This window comes from Pseudomonas sp. Pc102 (assembly GCF_018408275.1).
Lineage (GTDB): Bacteria > Pseudomonadota > Gammaproteobacteria > Pseudomonadales > Pseudomonadaceae > Metapseudomonas > Metapseudomonas tohonis.
In genome coordinates this window covers 6,228,499-6,244,796 of the sequence record NZ_AP021905.1, presented here as the reverse complement: position 1 = coordinate 6,244,796, position 16,298 = coordinate 6,228,499, and the positions used below count along the sequence as shown (strand labels likewise).

General features: G+C 65.7%; 16 protein-coding genes and 1 tRNA gene. 2 read left to right on the top strand and 15 right to left on the bottom strand.

Annotation, left to right across the window (positions count from 1 at the left end):
* Positions 1 to 26: 26 nt before the first annotated feature.
* The 8 genes from PHLH3_RS28420 to PHLH3_RS28385 all read right to left on the bottom strand — a co-directional run bounded on the left by PHLH3_RS28420 (position 27) and on the right by PHLH3_RS28385 (position 5,001).
* Complete coding sequence (locus tag PHLH3_RS28420) at positions 27 to 866, bottom strand: N-acetylmuramidase family protein (protein ID WP_213626897.1); 840 nt, start codon at positions 864 to 866, stop codon at positions 27 to 29.
* Positions 863 to 1,186: a phage holin, lambda family gene (locus tag PHLH3_RS28415; protein WP_213626895.1), complete on the bottom strand. Its 324-nt coding sequence runs from the start codon at positions 1,184 to 1,186 to the stop codon at positions 863 to 865. Before PHLH3_RS28415 ends, PHLH3_RS28420 begins: the two co-directional genes overlap by 4 nt.
* A complete protein-coding gene (locus PHLH3_RS28410; protein WP_213626893.1) occupies positions 1,170 to 1,628 on the bottom strand; it encodes a hypothetical protein in 459 nt (152 codons plus the stop codon). Before PHLH3_RS28410 ends, PHLH3_RS28415 begins: the two co-directional genes overlap by 17 nt.
* On the bottom strand, positions 1,619 to 1,825 hold the full coding sequence (locus PHLH3_RS28405) for a tail protein X (protein ID WP_213626891.1): 207 nt from the start codon (positions 1,823 to 1,825) through the stop codon (positions 1,619 to 1,621). The genes PHLH3_RS28410 and PHLH3_RS28405 overlap by 10 nt, the downstream gene beginning before the upstream one ends.
* Positions 1,825 to 2,286, bottom strand: a complete 462-nt coding sequence (locus PHLH3_RS28400; RefSeq protein ID WP_213626890.1) for a head completion/stabilization protein — start codon at positions 2,284 to 2,286, stop codon at positions 1,825 to 1,827. Before PHLH3_RS28400 ends, PHLH3_RS28405 begins: the two co-directional genes overlap by 1 nt.
* A gap of 103 nt (positions 2,287 to 2,389) precedes the next feature.
* Positions 2,390 to 3,094 carry a terminase endonuclease subunit gene (locus PHLH3_RS28395; protein ID WP_213626888.1) on the bottom strand — a complete coding sequence of 235 codons (705 nt, stop codon included), beginning with the start codon at positions 3,092 to 3,094 and terminating at the stop codon, positions 2,390 to 2,392.
* Positions 3,095 to 3,098: 4 nt separating this feature from the next.
* On the bottom strand, positions 3,099 to 4,118 hold the full coding sequence (locus PHLH3_RS28390) for a phage major capsid protein, P2 family (protein ID WP_213626886.1): 1,020 nt from the start codon (positions 4,116 to 4,118) through the stop codon (positions 3,099 to 3,101).
* A gap of 43 nt (positions 4,119 to 4,161) precedes the next feature.
* Positions 4,162 to 5,001 (bottom strand): GPO family capsid scaffolding protein, encoded by an 840-nt coding sequence (locus tag PHLH3_RS28385; RefSeq protein ID WP_213626884.1) that lies wholly within the window; start codon positions 4,999 to 5,001, stop codon positions 4,162 to 4,164.
* A 154-nt stretch (positions 5,002 to 5,155) separates the two neighbouring features.
* Between PHLH3_RS28385 and PHLH3_RS28380 the strand changes: the two genes are divergently transcribed.
* Positions 5,156 to 6,913: a terminase ATPase subunit family protein gene (locus tag PHLH3_RS28380; protein WP_213626882.1), complete on the top strand. Its 1,758-nt coding sequence runs from the start codon at positions 5,156 to 5,158 to the stop codon at positions 6,911 to 6,913.
* Positions 6,913 to 7,914, top strand: coding sequence for a phage portal protein (locus PHLH3_RS28375; RefSeq protein WP_213626880.1), 1,002 nt, complete (start codon positions 6,913 to 6,915; stop codon positions 7,912 to 7,914). The genes PHLH3_RS28380 and PHLH3_RS28375 overlap by 1 nt, the downstream gene beginning before the upstream one ends.
* A gap of 947 nt (positions 7,915 to 8,861) precedes the next feature.
* On the opposite strand, the gene PHLH3_RS28370 is transcribed toward PHLH3_RS28375, so the two are convergent.
* From PHLH3_RS28370 to PHLH3_RS28340, 7 genes are all read right to left on the bottom strand, one after another.
* Positions 8,862 to 8,937 (bottom strand) — tRNA-Thr (locus tag PHLH3_RS28370).
* A gap of 235 nt (positions 8,938 to 9,172) precedes the next feature.
* The gene (locus tag PHLH3_RS28365; RefSeq protein WP_213626879.1) at positions 9,173 to 10,432 is read right to left on the bottom strand and encodes a methyltransferase; all 1,260 of its coding nucleotides are present in this window, start codon (positions 10,430 to 10,432) and stop codon (positions 9,173 to 9,175) included.
* A gap of 69 nt (positions 10,433 to 10,501) precedes the next feature.
* Entirely contained in the window at positions 10,502 to 11,191 is a 690-nt protein-coding gene (locus PHLH3_RS28360; protein ID WP_213626877.1) for an ABC transporter permease, read from the bottom strand.
* Positions 11,188 to 11,883 (bottom strand): ABC transporter permease, encoded by a 696-nt coding sequence (locus tag PHLH3_RS28355; RefSeq protein WP_173170942.1) that lies wholly within the window; start codon positions 11,881 to 11,883, stop codon positions 11,188 to 11,190. Before PHLH3_RS28355 ends, PHLH3_RS28360 begins: the two co-directional genes overlap by 4 nt.
* Before the next feature lie 56 nt (positions 11,884 to 11,939).
* Positions 11,940 to 12,692 (bottom strand): ABC transporter substrate-binding protein, encoded by a 753-nt coding sequence (locus tag PHLH3_RS28350; protein WP_021218649.1) that lies wholly within the window; start codon positions 12,690 to 12,692, stop codon positions 11,940 to 11,942.
* A gap of 17 nt (positions 12,693 to 12,709) precedes the next feature.
* Positions 12,710 to 13,483 carry an ABC transporter ATP-binding protein gene (locus PHLH3_RS28345; RefSeq protein ID WP_111260755.1) on the bottom strand — a complete coding sequence of 258 codons (774 nt, stop codon included), beginning with the start codon at positions 13,481 to 13,483 and terminating at the stop codon, positions 12,710 to 12,712.
* Between the two features lie 265 nt (positions 13,484 to 13,748).
* A complete protein-coding gene (locus tag PHLH3_RS28340) occupies positions 13,749 to 16,217 on the bottom strand; it encodes a PAS domain-containing sensor histidine kinase (RefSeq protein WP_213626875.1) in 2,469 nt (822 codons plus the stop codon).
* Positions 16,218 to 16,298: the final 81 nt, after the last annotated feature.

Here is a 16,298-nt window from a genome sequence, read left to right as displayed (position 1 = left end):
ACCGAGGAGGACCTGGCGCAGCGTGGTCACGCCGCCGCCTTCTGCGCGTGGGTGCCGCTGTGGCGCTCGTAGGCGCGCTCGAGCTTCACGTCGTAGAGGTTCCGGGCGTAGGCCGGGCCGTTGTAGCGCTTGGCGAACTCCGCCCACTTCCTGCCCTTCAGGGCCTTGAGCAGGGCCGGGTCGGCTTCGATAAAACGGACGAAGGCCTCGAGCTGCTCGGCCTCGCTGCGCTGCATGCACTCAACGAAGGCCTGCACGCTGGCGTAGCCCAGGGTCGTGGCGTGGTAGCCCATGATCTGGAAGGCACCCCAGCTGGCTGCCTCGAGGGCGCAGGTGTCGTCCAGTTGACGGGCGCTGGCCAGGCGTTGGTGCTCGGCGGTGCCTCCGGCATAGCCGCCGGGCTTGGCGTTGACCAGGTTGGGGTATTTCACCGCCAGATCCAGGGCGCGCTGCTCCAGCTGCTGCACGTCGTCGCCCGGAGCGCGGGCCAGCTTGAGGCGATCGAACATGACGTGCCGCTCGAACAGCACTGCGGGTCGGCCATTGCTGAGGAAGCCTTCGCCGGCACTCTCCACCTCGTTGACGGCGTAGACGGCAGCCAGCTCAACGCCCAGGCGTTTGGCGGCGGCTACCAGATCCTGGTGCTTGAGCAGGCGCGACACATCGGCGCCGGCCAGCGCGGCGAGGGTCTTGCCGGCGGCGACGCCGTCCACCACCAGGCCGATGCTGGCCTGGTAGGCGCGGACGGCTTTCTCGGTCGCGTCGCCGAAGTCGCCATCGGCCACCAGGTTGGCGCCGCGCGCATTGAGGGATTTCTGCAGCTGCGCGACCGCCTGCGAGCGATCGCCGTGTTTGAGCCGGGTCATAGGGTGTCTACCTTGCGGTTGAAGAATCGGCGGGCGGCGGCACGGGTGCCTTCGACGCCCAGAAGGCCGATGGCGCCGCCGAAGAACGGGGCGCTTTCGGATGGGATGCCCACCAGGCCGATGCCGTGGCTTACGGCCAGGGCCAGCAGGCCGCAGAGCGAGGCCTCGAGCAGCACGCGGCGCAGGTTGCCGCCGCCGTAGACCACGCGCAGGCCGGCGATCATGCCGGCGAGGATGGCGGCATAGACCCCGGGCCAGTTGTGCTCCAGCCAGACGCTGAGGAAGGCCCAGGTTTCGGGACGGTCAGGCATGCGCTTCATTCCATTGTCCGGCGTTGGTGATGGAGTGGATGCGGTGCACGACTTCACCGAGCAGCGCGGGGCTGTAGCGCTGCGCCAGGGGGAAGCCCAGGGCGGCGGCACAGAACTCGCTGCAGAACATGCGGCGCGGGTTGTCGATGGTGAGCGGTACCAGCTGGCTGCCGAGCAGGCCGAGCCAGTCGTAGCCCTTGCCCTCGTGCTCGGCGAAGACCTGCTCGATCAACTGGGCGTCGGCCCAGGGCAGCGGGATCAGGTCCCAGTGCGCGAGGTCCAGCTCGATGCGCTTGGCGCGCACGCCGCCGTCACGGCCGGACGCGGATAGCCAGCGGCCGTCGGGCATGACCAGTTCACAGTGGCTGTAGGGCGAGCGCGTCCACAGGCGAATGAGGCGGTTGAACAGTGTGCCCCGGGCTTTGTAGAGGGCGAGGTAGATCAGTCCCATAAGTTCACCATCTGGCGTTGAGGTTGGGGGGCTTGCTCGGGGAGGGTGATCAGGGTGCCCTGGGGGATCTGCGCGCCCAGGTCGGCGAGGCCGGGGTTGGCCTCGAGCACGGCCTCGGTGACGCCCGCCGTGCGCCCGTACTGGCGCCAGCAGATGGCGTCGACTGTGTCGCCCTGGAGCGCGCGCACGGTGCTCATCAGATCAGTTCCACCGTGGTGCGGCCGATGCCCAGCAGGTCGCGAACGGCCCAGCGCTGGTCGCGGCGGTACTCGGCGATGCTGTCGACTTCCTCGGCGGCCTTCTTCTCGCCGCTGTTGGTGGCGTCGAAGCTGCGGTAGCGCTCGGCGACCTCGGCGCTGACGGCGCTGTAGACGGCGCGGTTGTAGGCATGCACCAGGCCGCTGATGTCGTTGACCTTCAGGCTCGGCACATCGGCCAGGGTCGCGTGGCCGGCGGCGATCCATTCGGCGCGACGGTGCACTAGGTCGCCGTTGACGCTGAGCATGGCGTTGACGATGGCCATTTCGAGCCGGGCGTTGGTGATGGTGCCGTCGATGCGCTGGGCAGCGCGCAGCTCGTTGGCGTCGATATCCGGCCAGAAGCCGTCGTTGACCAGGTTGAAGGGGGCGGAGGGACCGCCGGCCACGAAACCGCTCATGCGCTGCGCTCGGAATTAGGGGGCGGTGGTCGGGGCGTCACAGCGAGGATGGAGTGACCTGCTGATCGGCCCCGAGCCGCCCGGGTTGCGGGGGACCGCTCGGTTAGCCGCCCTGCAGGGCGGCGAGTTTGGTTTGCAGCTTGATGGCTGCGTCGTAGGCCTGTTTGCCGCCGCACATGCTGTGCAGCTCGATCGCGCGCTTGAGCAAATCGGCGCCGGCCTGGACCTTCCCGGCGGGGCCGGGGTTGTCCAACGTGAGGCCTTCCAGCGTGGCGCGGCCGGCGGCGAGGTAGAGCTTGGCCCGCGCCTCGTCGGGCATGTCCTGGTCGTCGGTGATGGCGATGGTGCGGTGCAGAACCTCGAGGTCGAAGCTGTCCTTGGCCTTTTGCGCCTTGAGCGCGGCCTCGGCGATCTCCTCGGCGACCAGGCAGCCGCTGGAGCGCTCGAAGCGATCAGGCAGGCTGAGGTTGTGGGCCAACACGTATTCGGCGATGTCCAGGGCGCCCTGGTAGTCGCCGGTGTCGATGCGCCAGACCATCAGGGTGACCAGCACCTCGTCCTGGGCGCCTTGCCCCGCCTCGAGCACTCCTTCCACGTAGGGCGCATAGGCCGGGGTCAGCTCGCGCTTGAGCTCGGCCTTGCGCTCGTTGCCCTGGATCTGGCTCAGGCGCAGGCGGTCCTGGTGCAGCTGCGCGAGCTGCTGCTCGTAGGCCGGCAGGCCTTCCACGGTTTCGCCATGCGGGGTGGTTTCGGCCGCGAGGGCGGCGGATGCCTTGATGAAGTGGCGTTTGGCGGGGCTAAGGGCCATGGCGTCAGGCCTCCAGCAGCTCGATGTTTTCGACCAGGCAGCCGAGGCCGTAGTCCTCGACGACATAGGCGTCGTTGCTGGACTCGTAGTTCTCGATGCGGTTCTTGCTCGGGTTCTCCTGGACGTAGCGGCGGCGGCCGCCGATCTGCCAGTAGATGGCCAGGTTCTGCAGCGAGGTGATGAGCATGGCGCCGTCCGGCACGTAGGGGACTTCGACCGGCTGCTTACCGCCCATGCGCTTCTGCGACAGGATCATGTCGGTGGCGAGTTTCTCGGACGCCGGCTGTTCCTTGTTCACCAGGGGGAAGTACTTGTCGTGCACCAGGTTGCTGCCGAGGATCACGACCAGGCCGGGGTCCTTGCGGTGCCACGGGTCCAGCAGGTTGGCCACGGCGTCGAATACCAGGGCGTCCATGTTGTTGTAGTCGGCGGTGGAACCGTTGCCGATGACGATCTTGCCGGTGGCCTTGCCTTCCTTCAGCACCCGCTGAGGGGCATTGGTGCGGTACTGCTGCAGCCAGCCGATGTTGACGTCCTGCAGCAGCGGGTTGGTGCTGCGGTTGGTGGTCGGCGCGACGCTGGTACCGTTGAAGCCAATCATGATGCGGTCCAGGGCCTGGCGCTTGATGATGGCGTCGCGCAGCAGGGCCTGGAACTCGGGGAACTTGGCCCAGGCGTCCAGCTGGGAATAGCGGATGGCGGTGTCGAAGTCGGTTTGCTTGGCCTCGTACTTCTGGTTGTCCAGGGCCGATACGTCGCGGGGCGTACGCACGCCGTTGCCGGTGGTGTCGGTACGGCTGGCGATGGTGCCACTGACGCCGATGCCGACCTTCTCGCCGATCAGTTCGTCGACGCCGACAATGCCGATCTGGCCCAGGAACTCGCTGGACTCCTGCATTCGCTGTTCAAGCTTCTGCTGGACGCTCGGCTCGATGGCGAACTTGGTTGCGGCGCTTTCCACGCCGTTGAGGGCTGCCACCTGCGCTAGGTATGCATTGAAGGCTTTTCGAGTGTCGTTACGCATGGGTCTCTCCGGTTGATCCTTGGCTGAGTGCTTTTCCTGGGGATCAGCAGTCAGTTACGACGTGCTGCTTGTCACCGGTGACCGGCGGGCGTTGTCTTTGGCTGAGGTCCTGGGTCGTGCCGAGCTGATCCTTCAGCGCGGTGAAGTCGGTGGTGATCTGCTCCAGCTTCTGGGTGAGGCTGGTGAGGGCGGCGTCGGTCTTGGTCGCGCGCTCCTGCTGCTGGGTGGCGAAGGTGACCAGGCCCTCCAGGGCCTCGCCCAGCTCCTTGAAGGAAGTGGCATCCCTGCCGTCCTTGTCCTTACCCTTGTTGACGAGGTCGCTGATAGCGGTCTTCAGGCTGCTGAACAGCCCGACCTGGTCGGCGACCTCTTCGAATTCGAGGTTGGCCTCGATGGCCTCGGTGAACATGGAGGTTGCGGAGTAGTGGCGGTCGCGGAACGGGCTGGATTCCGGTTTCTCGGCGGAGAACGCGAGCACGTCGGTGCCCAGGCTGGCGGGCGAGTCGGTGACCGCAATGCCCACCATGTACGCCTCGCCGCTGTCGGCGAAGTTTTCGTCGATCTCGATCGAGGTGTAGATCTTCTGCTTGGCCTTGTTCAGGGCGATCAGCTCGTTGGAGGGCTCCAGCTGGGCGAACAGGGCCAGCTTCTTCACACCGGCGATTTCGACCTCTTCGGTCTTCAGCGCGACCACATCGCCGTAGGCCTTGAAGGGGCTGTCCGGTAGCAGGCTGCGGTAGTGCTCCAGCCAGATGCGCGCGCCGTAGGTGGCCTGGTTGAAGTTCTTGGCGGCCTGCTCCAGCCAGCTGCGCTTGATCTCGCGCTTGTCGGTAGTGGCGCCTTCCACGGCAACGCGGAGCCACTTGGAGCGAAATTTCTTCATGGGTTGTCCTCAATTTGGGCTGCTTTGCCGCAGTCGGCGTTGAGGGGCATGGTCGGCAGACGGCGCGAGCCGGGCAACGCGCCTGGCTTGTACGCGCCGGCTCTACAACGGGCGGCGCGGGTGTGCTTCGCGCGCGGGCGGCAGCATCGGCGCCATGAATGCCATCGCCCAATTGCCCACTGATCCCCGCCGCCACGCCAAGCACCTGTACTGGATGGGTTGGCGCGTCACCGATATCGCCGATCTGTTGGGCGAGAAGGAAAAGACCCTGCACAGCTGGAAGGCCCGGGACGAGTGGGACCGGGCGGGCAACGTCGAGCGCATCGGGGGGGCGCTGGAGGCGCGGCTCGTGCAGCTGATCCTCAAGGACGGCAAGACCGGCGGCGACTTCAAGGAGATTGACCTACTGCACCGGCAGCTGGAGCGGCAGGCGCGGATTGAGCGGTACCAGGGCGGCGGCAGCGAGACGGACCTCAACCCGGAGCTGGCCAAGCGCAACGCGGAGCCGAAGAAGAAGCCCCGGCGCAACGAGTTCAGCGAGGACCAAGTCGAGCTGCTGGTCGAGGCGTTCCTTGATGGCTGCTTCGACTACCAGAAGGACTGGTACCGGGCCGGAAACCAGCGCACCCGCGTCATCCTGAAGTCGCGCCAGATCGGCGCCACCTACTACTTCGCCCGCGAGGCCCTGATCGACGCCCTGACCACCGGGCGCAACCAGATCTTCCTGTCGGCCTCGAAGAACCAGGCGCACATCTTCAAGGCGTACATCCAGGCCTTTGCGCGCGAAGTCACGGGCGTCGATCTCACCGGCGACCCGATCATCCTGCCCAACGGCGCCGAGCTGCACTTCCTCGGTACCAACGCCCGCACGGCCCAGGGCTACCACGGCAATTTCTACTTCGACGAGTTCTTCTGGACCTTCAAGTTCGACGAGCTGAACAAGGTCGCCTCGGGCATGGCGATGCACAAGAAGTGGCGCAAGACCTACTTCTCGACGCCCTCGAGCATGGCCCACGAGGCGTATTCGTTCTGGACGGGGGAGCGGTTCAACAAGGGCAAGCCGGTGGCCCAGCACCTGAAGGTCGACGTGAGCCACGGCACGCTGCAGCAGGGCCGGCTGTGCGAAGACAAGATGTGGCGGCAGATCGTGACGATCATGGACGCGGCCGACCGGGGCTGCGACCTGTTCGATATCGACGAGCTGCGCTTCGAGTACTCGCCCGAGGCCTTCGCCAACCTGCTGATGTGCGAGTTCGTCGACGACGGCGCTTCGGTGTTCCCCCTTGCCATGCTGCAGCCCTGCATGGTGGACAGCTGGGTGAAGTGGGAGGGCGAGTACAAGCCCTTCACCAAGCGCCCCTATGCCAGCTGGCCGGTGTGGGTGGGCTACGACCCGGCCGAAACCGGCGACACCGCCGGCCTGGTGGTGTTGGCACCGCCCCAGATACCGGGCGGCACCTTCCGCGTGCTGGAGAAGCACCAGTTCAGGGGCATGGACTTTGCCGCCCAGGCCAAGGTGATCAAGCAGATCACCGAGCGCTTCTGGGTCACCTACATCGGTATCGATACCACCGGTATGGGCTCCGGCGTCGCGCAGCTGGTGAAGCAGTTCTTCCCCAACCTGGTGACCTTCAGCTACTCGCCGGAGGTGAAGACGCGCCTGGTGCTCAAGGCCTACGACGTGATCCACAAGGGCCGGCTCGAGTTCGACGCCGGCTGGACCGACTTCGCGCAGGCTCTCATGGCCATCCGCAAGACGATGACCACCAGCGGCCGGCACATGACCTATACCGCCGGCCGCACCGAAACCACCGGCCATGCCGACCTGGCCTGGGCCCTATTCCACGCCCTGCAGAACGAGCCGCTCGAGGGCCAGACCACCTCCAACACCGGCTTCATGGAGCTTCAGTAATGACCACCGACACCCCAGCCGCAGTACCCGCAGGCGTTGAGGCCTTCACCTTTGGCGACCCGACCCCTGTCCTCAGCGGTCGCGAGATCTTCGACTACCTGGAGTGCGCCTTCAACGGCCGCTGGTATGAGCCGCCGCTCTCCCTGGATGGCCTGTCCCGGTCGATCACGGCGAGCGTGTACATGCAGTCGGGGCTCACGTTCAAACGCAACATGCTGGCCCGGTCATTCATCCCCCATCGCCTGCTTTCGCGGCCGGCCTTCGAGCAGTTCGCCCTCGACTGGCTCTGGTCGGGCAACGCCTACCTCGAGCGGCGCCGGTCGATGCTGGGCACCTCGGTGGCCCTGCAGCCCTGCCTGGCCAAGTACATGCGACGCGGCGAGGACCTGGAGCGCTACTACCTGGTGCGTGGGTGGAAGGACGAGCACGAATTCGAGAAGGGAACCATCTGCCACCTGCGCGAGGCAGACATTCACCAGGAGGTCTACGGCATGCCCGAGTGGCTGGCGGCCCTCCAGTCCGGGCTGCTCAACGAATCGGCCACACTGTTCCGCCGCAAGTACTACAACAACGGCTCGCACGCCGGATTCATCCTGTACATGACCGACGCGGCGCAGAAGGAGGAGGACATCGACGCGCTGCGCAACGCCCTCAAGAACGCCAAGGGCCCGGGCAACTTCCGCAACCTGTTCGTCTACGCCCCGAACGGCAAGAAGGAGGGCCTGCAGCTGATCCCGGTCAGCGAGGTGGCAGCCAAGGACGAGTTCGGCTCGATCAAGAACATCACCCGCGACGACATGCTCGCGGGACTACGAATCCCTCCGCAGCTCATGGGCATCGTGCCGCAGAACGCCGGGGGCTTCGGATCGATCAAGGAGGCGACGGAGGTGTGGGTGCAGAACGAGCTGGAGCCGCTACAGGCGCGGCTTCAGCAGGTGAATGAGTGGTTGGGGGAGGAGGTGGTGCGGTTCAATCCGACCGAGCTGCCGGCCAAGGTCTGAGATACTCACGTACCGTGTAAGAGTAGCGCTTGTCACCCTGCTTAATGAGCCCCGCAACCAGCTCCAGGGGCTCATCCCACCTATTCAGATTGAAAGTCAGGTCCTCGACCAGGATCTCACCGCGTACCTCATATCCCGGATCGATCGGTAGAACCCGATCTGCCCGAACCTCCACATTCATCCCTGAGCCGTTTCGACACACGATTCGGTACACCCCATCTGGCAAGTTCATGATGCCCCTCCACCGGCATGCTGCGCCTCTGCGCGCGTCAATCATGACCCCAAATCCTAGACCCAAAGCGAGGCCGTCGCACCCGGCGGCGCGGAGTCGTCCCCCCGCCACGCCTGCGGGCTAAATGGGTCGCTTTTTCTGCACCCCTGCGGGGCTGCCAGCGAGGCCCAGGTGCTGGGCTGGGTCGGGTATGTGTAACGCGCGAAAAACCTGCGAAACCCTGCAGCAAAGGGCATTTCGAGGGGGAGCGGATGAAGCAGGGAAATGCTGGGGATGGGGGGCGATTTCTGAAAAGAGTAATTTCGGTAATCCCAGGGGCTAGTTGCCCTGGAGCCCGCGCCAACCGGGGCTTTCAGGATTACAAAAGTAGGTAATCTTTATGTAATCAGGATTTCAGTTTTCGCCTAACCCGTTGATTGGAAAGGATTTTTTGAAAATGAGAAATCACATCTCAGAAAGGTAATCTGGTTACTACTTTGTTACTCAGAAATTACCTTTTTACCCATCCTGAAAAGCCCCGGAAATCAAGGGGTTAGGCTCGGGCTCTGGAAAAGATTACAAAAATTACTCTTTTTGCAGACCCCCCACTACCTGAGAAACAGGTTTCGCGCGTGGGGCGCATGCGCATACGTGCGATGCGTTCTGCTTGTTACGCGGCTTGTTACGTTAAGCCGCGTTGGTCGCGCCCTTGATGGGCTGGAGACCTAGAGAAATATGGTGCCGGCACCAGGAATCGAACCCGGGACCTACTGATTACAAGTCAGTTGCTCTACCAGCTGAGCTATACCGGCAAGGGGCGGCCATTATAGCGATTGGCTGGGCTGAGTAAACCACCTGATGGTGCTGCTCAGAATCAGAAGGCGTGGGCTTATGCACAAGTGTGAGGTTTTTGGCACGGGAGTACTCGCGATCTGTGATCCGGATCGCGGAATGGCGTAACTGGCTGTTTTTCTGATGATTTATTTTTTGCTCAAAAAGCGATCAATTCTCAGCAGGCCTTGCCCGGATGGGCGTTCGGGCAGTTGCTCATAAATCATCAACAAAGTTATCCACAGGTTCTGTGGGCAAGTCGCTGCGCTCCGCGAGCAGCAGGAGGTTGCGGGGGGTGAGGCGGTGTTCGCAGAAGCGGCCTGCCTGCACCCGGTAGCCGCGCTCCTGGAGGAACAGGGCGCGGTCGAGCAACAGCCAGACCTCCAGCGGGCGGCGGAAGAGGGCGCGCAGCAGTTCGAGGTTGCGCACCTGGGCCAGGCGTTCCCGGCCCTGGGCTTCCAGCCGATCCCAATCGCGTGAAGCGGGAGGGACCAGGCCCTTCAATTCGGCGAGGTCGTGGCAGTAGCGCTCGAAGGGTTTCTCCAGCCAGCTCACCGGTAGCGAGGGCGTGGGCAGGTAGAGGTCGATGCCGCGCTGCTCCCGCTGCAGCAGGTCGAAGGCCAGGCGCCTGGCCATGGACTGGTCGCGCTGGCGACGGACGCGGGCGCCGGCGGTGACGGTTTCGCTCTGCACCAGGCGCAGGTCCCGCCGGTCCGGGCGCAGGCTGGAGCGTTGCGCGGCGGTGGACAGGGGCTGGTAGTGCTGTTCGCTGATGCGGTTGTAGCAGCAGGGCGCCACGGCCAGTTGTCCACAGCCCTGGTCGCTGGCCAGGTGCAGCAGGCGTACGTGCAGGTCGCCGCATGCATGCAGGGCGATGGCGGTGTGTTCGGGGCGCAGCTGGGCGGCGGTGTTGCAGGCCATCACGTCCTGCAGCCGGTGCGATGCGTCGATCCCGAGCCGGTCGCTGAGGCGCTGGCCGTCTTCCACCAGCAGGGGGTCGAATTCCAGGCAGGTGAGCGCCGCATCAGGGTGGGCCAGGCTGCGCCCCAGGTGGCCCTTGCCGGCACACCAGTCGAGCCAGTGACGGGGCGCCCGGCTGAACCGCAGGCTACCGGCGAAGGCCTGGATCTGCTGCCATTTGCGCCCGGGTACGTCGAGGCATAAGGCGGACGGCCACTCGCGCGCTGGGGCCTGGTCGAAGGCGCCGATCTCGGCCAGCTCGCGCGAGCGGCCGGCCAGCCCGGGGAAGGGCGCAGGCGCATCGGGCAGCTGCAACAGGCCATGGCTGGCTTCCGCCTGCTCCAGGCTGCGGCTGCGAAGCCAGCGGGCGAGATCGGGCAGTTGGTCTTCCCAGCCCAGGCGCAGCTCGGTGAAAGGCTCCGGGTGCCACAACGGGTAGCCGTGGCTGAGGAACTCATCCAGCGCGGCTAAGCGTTCGAGCAGCAGGGGGCCCTGAAGGGGCGCGGGGCTTGGCATGACGGGGAGGATAAAGGCGGTCGGACGCGCAGTATAACGCCGCCCCTCGTGGCGAGGGGCGGCGCCTGGTCAGCGGCCCTGGCAGGCGTCGACGCGCAGCCAGCGTTCCAGCAGGCGGAAGCCGCGCACCAGAAGGAAGGCGATCACCAGATAGAACATCCCGGCGGCGAAGAAGATTTCAACCGGCAGGTAGGTGCGGGCGATGATGGTGCGGGCCATGCCGGTGAGTTCCAGCAGGGTCACGGTGCTGGCCAGGGCGCTGGCCTTGAGCATAAGGATCACCTCGTTGCTGTACGCCGGCAGGCCGATGCGCGCAGCGCGCGGCAGGACAATGTGCACCAGGGTCTTGAACTGCGACATGCCCAGCGCCCGCGCGGCCTCGATCTCGCCCGGCGGGATGGCCTGGATGGCGCCGCGGATGATCTCGGCGATATAGGCCGCCGTGTGCAGGGTCATGGTGATGACCGCACACCAGAACGGGTCACGCAGGTAGGGCCAGAGCGGGCCCTTGCGCACCAGGTCGAACTGGGCGAGGCCGTAGTAGACCAGGAACAGCTGGACCAGCAGCGGTGTGCCACGGAAGAAGAAGATGTAGCCGTACGGCAGGGCGCGCACGTACCAGTGGCGCGAGGAGCGGGCGATGCCCATGGGCAGGGCGAGGATCAGCCCGGCGACCACGGCGATGGCCACCAGCTCCAGGGTCAGCAGCGCCCCGTCGAACAGGCGCGGCAGGTATTTGACGATCACGTCCCAGTTCATGCCGCGCTCCTCTTGAAGCCGCGTCCGGCGCGTTTTTCGAGCCAGTGCATGCCGATCATCGCGAGGATGGTCAGGCCCAGGTAGATGAAGGCCGCCACCATGTAGAAGGTGAAGGGCTCCTTACTGGCGGTCACGGCGATCTGCGAGCGCCGCATGATTTCCTCGAGGCCGATCACCGAGACCAGCGCGGTGTCCTTCATCAGGATCATGAACAGGTTGCCCAGGCCCGGCAGGGCGATGCGCCACATCTGCGGCAGGATCAGGCGCCAGAGGATGCGCCCGTTGGACATCCCGAGCGCCAGGCCCGCCTCACGATGCCCCTTGGGGATGGCCAGGATGGCGCCGCGGAACACCTCGGTGGCGTAGGCGCCGAAGCACAGGCCCAGGGCGATGGTGCCGGCGGCGAAGGCCGACAGCTCCAGGCCGGGCACGCCGATCTTCTCGCCGATGGCGCGCATGAGGTTCACGGTGCCGAAATAGATCAGCAGGACCCAGAGCAGCTCGGGCACACCGCGTACCAGGGTGGAATAGGTTCCGCCAAGCCACTGCAGCGGCTTTTTGGGGGAAGTCTTGGCCAGGGCGCCGAGCAGGCCCAGCACCAGACCGAGCGACAGCGCGCAGAGCGCCAGCTTGATGGTCATGAGGGTGCCGGCCGCCAGGGCGGGGCCGAATCCGTAGAGGTCGAGGTTCATCTGCAAGGCTACTGCTGGGGACCGGCGCCGCGTGGGCGGCGCCGGTCAGGCGGGCATCAATAGATGCTGAAGGGGAAGTACTTGTCGTTGATCTTCTTGTAGGTGCCGTCAGCGACGATTTCCTTCAGGGCCGCGTTCAGCTTCTCGCGCAGCGGGTCGCCCTTGCGCACGGCGATGGCGATCTTGTCGTTGTCGAACACCGGTTCGCCCTTGAATTCGAAGCCTTTGCCGGCATCGCTCTTGAGCCATTCCCAGTTGACGAACTTGTCGGCCAGGACGCCGTCGAGACGGCCGGAGGACAGGTCCAGGTAGGCGTTCTCCTGGGTGTCGTAGAGCTTGATGTCGACGACGTCGGCCATGTTGTCTTCGAGCCAGGTGCCGGCGATGGTGGCGCGCTGGGCACCGATGACCTTGCCTTTCAGGCTGGCCTTGTCGGTCTTGAAGTCAGCGTCCTTGGGGGCGATGAACTGCAGCTTGTTGGTGTAGTAGGCGTCGGTGAAGTCGACGGCCTGCTTGCGCTCCTCGGTGATCGACATGGAGGCGGCGAGGAAGTCGAATTTCTTGGCGTTCAGGGCCGGGATGATGCCGTCCCAGTCGGAGGTGACCACTTCGCACTCGGCCTTCATCTTGGCGCAGAGGGCCTGGGCGATCTCGACGTCGAAGCCGCCGACCTGGCCGCTGGCGTCGATCAGGTTGAAGGGTGGGTAGGCGCCTTCGGTACCGATCTTGAGTTTGTCGGCGGCGACGGCGCTGGTCCCGAAGGCCAGGGTGGCGGCAGCGGCCAGCAGGATCTTCTTGTAGTTCTTCATGCGATGTTGCTCCGTGTTTAGCGATTGCTGGACATGAATTGTTTACAGCGCGCCGAGTTCGGGTTTTCGAACACCTGTTGTGGCGTCCCCTGCTCTTCGACCAGGCCCTGGTGGAGGAAGACCACCTCGCTGGACACCTGGCGGGCGAAGTTCATCTCGTGGGTCACCAGCAGCATGGTCCGGCCCTCTTCGGCGAGCGCGCGGATCACGTTAAGCACTTCTTGTACCATCTCGGGGTCGAGCGCCGAGGTGGGTTCGTCGAACAGGATCACTTTAGGCTGCATTGCCAGGGTGCGCGCGATCGCCGCGCGCTGCTGCTGGCCGCCGGAGAGCTGGGCGGGGTAGACGTGGCGCTTGTCGGCGATGCCGACCTTTGCCAGCAGGGCCTCGGCTATTTCGGTGGCCTCCGCCTTGCTCTGGCCGAGCACGCGGCGCGGTGCCTCGATGATGTTGTCGAGGACGGTCATGTGTGGCCACAGGTTGAAGTTCTGGAATACGAAGCCGATCTCGCTGCGCAGGCGGTTGATCTGCCTGCTGTCGGCGGCGACCAGCTCGCCCGTGCGGGCGGCTTTGAGCTTGAGTTCTTCACCGGCGACGATGATCTGGCCCTTGTGAGGGTTTTCCAGCAGGTTGATGCAGCGCAGGAAGGTGGACTTTCCGGAGCCGGAAGAGCCGAGGATGGAGATGACGTCGCCATCGCGGGCGGTAAGGGAGATGCCCTTGAGCACTTCAAGATCGCCGTAGCGTTTGTGCAGGTTGCGGATTTCTAGCGCGGGCGTGGCCTCGGCCATGGGGGTTCCTCTTATTGTTCGGATGCGCTCCGGCTGCGATCGGCCTTCCTGGCGAAGGAGGCCAACCTAGCATAGGCCCCAGGGGGCGCCAAGGGCGGTACTGGTACCGCGCCGGCTCGCTTGTGGGGCTTGTCGCATGGATGCAGACGATTGTCGCGCAAACGCAAGAAAAGACGGTTTTTGCCTGGGTTCGACGCAAAGGCGGCGCACCCTACGCGCAAACCGCTCGCAATTCCAGTGCCAGGCGGAAGTGGGGCAGGGCGTCTCAGCGGGTCTTGCCGCGGCCATCCAGCAGGCTGGCGACCTTGTCGCGCAGTTCGTCGATGGAGAAGGGCTTGGCGATCATGTCCATCTGGGTGGCCAGCTCGCTGCCGTCGATGCTGACGATCTCGGCGTAGCCGGTGGCGAACAGCACCCGCAGGCCCGGTCGCAGCTCACGGGCCACGGCGGCCAGTTCCTGGCCGTTCATGCCGGGTAGGCCGATGTCGGTGAGCAGCAGGTCGATCTCGGTGTCGCTGCGCAGGATCGCCAAGGCCTGCTGGCCATCGCAGGCTTCCAGCACCTGGTAGCCGAGCTCGTCCAGCACCTCGACCGTCAGCATGCGCACGACATCGGCGTCTTCCACCACCAGTACGGTTTCACGGCTGGCGGCCGTCGTCGGTTGCTCGATTGGGTTCTCTGGTTGTTCCGACAAAACGGGACCTCGCGGTAATAGAAGGCTGACACAGGTGCCTTGACCGGCAATGCTCTGCAGGCGGATCTGGCCTCCGGTCTGTTTGATGAAGCCATATACCATGGACAGCCCCAGCCCGCTTCCCTGACCCAGCGGTTTCGTCGTGAAGAAGGGCTCGAAGGCGTGGCTCAGCACCCGTTCGTCCATGGCATGCCCGGTGTCGCGGACCTCCAGCAGCAGATGGCCCATGGGGGCACCCTCGGATTCTTCCGGTGCGGCTTCCGGAGCGCTGGCGCGGATCAGCAGCCGGCCGCCGTCGGGCATCGCCTCACGGGCGTTGTCCACCAGGTGTTCCAGCGCCTTGCGCAACTGCTCGGCGTCGCACAGCACGCTGGCGGGCAGCTCCTCCACCTGCAGCTCCAGCTCGACCGCAGGGCCTGCCCGTTCTGCCAGGCGCTGGCGGTGTGCCGCGAGCAGGGTCTCCAGGCGTACCGGCTGGATGTCCAGGGCCTGCCGGCGGGCGAAGGAAAGCAGGTTGTGGGTCAGCGCGGCGCCCCGCTCCGCCGAATCGGTGGCAGCGTCGATGAAGCGCTCCAGGTCCCGGCGCGCCTCGTCGGGCAGGCGCCGGCGGATCAGGTCGAGGCCGACACGGATGCCCGCCAGCAGGTTGTTGAAGTCGTGGGCGATGCCACCGGTCAGTTGCCCGACCGCCTCCATGCGCTGGGCGTTGCGCAGCGCTTCTTCGGTGCGCTGGAGCACCTCGGCGGTGCGTTTTTCCTCGGTGATGTCGTGGCCGTTGCCGTACTGGATGTCGTTTTCCGGGGTGGCGCTCCAGGACAGCCAGCGGTAGCTGCCGTCGCGGTGGCGCAGGCGGTTCTCGAAGCGCCAGATGCGCTGCCCTTCGGCCAGCGCCTGGCGGGTCTTGTCGGTGCCGGGGATGTCGTCCGGGTGCTCCAGCCAATGTGTCGTGCGGCCCAGCAGCTCCTCCTCGCTCCAGCCCAGGGTGGCGGTCCAGGCCGGGTTGATGCTGAGCAGGCGCCCCTGCTGGTCGGCGACGCAGAGCAGGTCCTGGCTCAGGTTCCAGATGCGGTCGCGCTCCAGGGTGCGCAGGTGCAGGCGCTGGGCCTCCTCGGCGTGGCGCGCGCTGCGTTGCAGGTCGTTCGCCAGGCTGCCGGCGAGTTCGTCGAGGAAGGCGCTGTAGCGCTCATCCAGCTGCCGGCGGGGGCTGATGCCGCAGACCAGGAAGCCCAGCGTCCGGGCTTCACCCTGTGGCTCCAGCAACGGCAGGATGCGTGCACGGGTCACCGCCTCCGGCCAGGGGGCGAGCGGCAGCGCCGTGGCGAGCGTGCAATCCTGCGCAGGCATGCCGATCGACAGGTCCCAGGGCCCGTCGGCATCGCCCGGGTCGATCGTCGCGGGGGCCAGTGGGCTGTCCGCTTCGAGCCCGCAGCGCACTGCAAGCCGGGCGCTGCGGCCGTCCCCGTCGAGGCGGTAGAGCAGGCAGAAGGGCAGGTCGGCGCCGGCCATGGCCAGCATCGTCTGGGCGATCTGGCAGGTTTCGTCGGGATTGGTGGCGTTGCGGGTACTGCTGCGCAGATCGCTGAGCAGGCGTACGCGGCGGTTCTCCAGCACCTGCGCGGTGGTTTCGATCACCGTGTTGAACAGCCCCACCGGGCGGCCGTCGGGGCCGAAGATCGGGCTGACGTTGTAATTGAAGTAGCACTCCTCGACATAGCCGAAGCGCTGCATCGGCAGCAGTCCGTCCTCGGTGTGCACGGCGATGCCGGTCTGCATGATGCCGTCGAACATCGGCTCGAGCGTGTCCCAGATGTCCGACCAGGCCTCCCGCGCCGGCCGGCCCAGGGCGGCGGGATGCTTGTCGCCGGGAATCGCGCTGTAGGCGTCGTTGTAGAGCAGGTGGTAGTCCCGGCCCCAATAGATGCAGACGGGAAAGCGCGCGTTGAGGCCGACGCCGAGGATCGACTTCAGGGGCCCCGACCAGCCCTCCAGGGGGCCCAGCGGCGTGGCGCTCCAGTCGTGGGCGCGTATCAGTGGAGCCATGGCCCCGCTGCTGGTGAGGAAGTCACCCGCTGCCGCAGGCCCGACGCAAAGGTCCGGCGGCGTCGCCTGCATGGGCTGGAG

Excerpts from the sequence above, each read along its gene's own strand:
- PHLH3_RS28420 (WP_213626897.1), bottom strand. The coding sequence starts at position 866 with ATGACCCGGCTCAAACACGGCGATCGCTCGCAGGCGGTCGCGCAGCTG.
- PHLH3_RS28415 (WP_213626895.1), bottom strand. The coding sequence starts at position 1,186 with ATGAAGCGCATGCCTGACCGTCCCGAAACCTGGGCCTTCCTCAGCGTC.
- PHLH3_RS28410 (WP_213626893.1), bottom strand. The coding sequence starts at position 1,628 with ATGGGACTGATCTACCTCGCCCTCTACAAAGCCCGGGGCACACTGTTC.
- PHLH3_RS28405 (WP_213626891.1), bottom strand. The coding sequence starts at position 1,825 with ATGAGCACCGTGCGCGCGCTCCAGGGCGACACAGTCGACGCCATCTGC.
- PHLH3_RS28400 (WP_213626890.1), bottom strand. The coding sequence starts at position 2,286 with ATGAGCGGTTTCGTGGCCGGCGGTCCCTCCGCCCCCTTCAACCTGGTC.
- PHLH3_RS28395 (WP_213626888.1), bottom strand. The coding sequence starts at position 3,094 with ATGGCCCTTAGCCCCGCCAAACGCCACTTCATCAAGGCATCCGCCGCC.
- PHLH3_RS28390 (WP_213626886.1), bottom strand. The coding sequence starts at position 4,118 with ATGCGTAACGACACTCGAAAAGCCTTCAATGCATACCTAGCGCAGGTG.
- PHLH3_RS28385 (WP_213626884.1), bottom strand. The coding sequence starts at position 5,001 with ATGAAGAAATTTCGCTCCAAGTGGCTCCGCGTTGCCGTGGAAGGCGCC.
- PHLH3_RS28380 (WP_213626882.1), top strand. The coding sequence starts at position 5,156 with ATGAATGCCATCGCCCAATTGCCCACTGATCCCCGCCGCCACGCCAAG.
- PHLH3_RS28375 (WP_213626880.1), top strand. The coding sequence starts at position 6,913 with ATGACCACCGACACCCCAGCCGCAGTACCCGCAGGCGTTGAGGCCTTC.
- PHLH3_RS28365 (WP_213626879.1), bottom strand. The coding sequence starts at position 10,432 with ATGCCAAGCCCCGCGCCCCTTCAGGGCCCCCTGCTGCTCGAACGCTTA.
- PHLH3_RS28360 (WP_213626877.1), bottom strand. The coding sequence starts at position 11,191 with ATGAACTGGGACGTGATCGTCAAATACCTGCCGCGCCTGTTCGACGGG.
- PHLH3_RS28355 (WP_173170942.1), bottom strand. The coding sequence starts at position 11,883 with ATGAACCTCGACCTCTACGGATTCGGCCCCGCCCTGGCGGCCGGCACC.
- PHLH3_RS28350 (WP_021218649.1), bottom strand. The coding sequence starts at position 12,692 with ATGAAGAACTACAAGAAGATCCTGCTGGCCGCTGCCGCCACCCTGGCC.
- PHLH3_RS28345 (WP_111260755.1), bottom strand. The coding sequence starts at position 13,483 with ATGGCCGAGGCCACGCCCGCGCTAGAAATCCGCAACCTGCACAAACGC.
- PHLH3_RS28340 (WP_213626875.1), bottom strand. The coding sequence starts at position 16,217 with ATGGCTCCACTGATACGCGCCCACGACTGGAGCGCCACGCCGCTGGGC.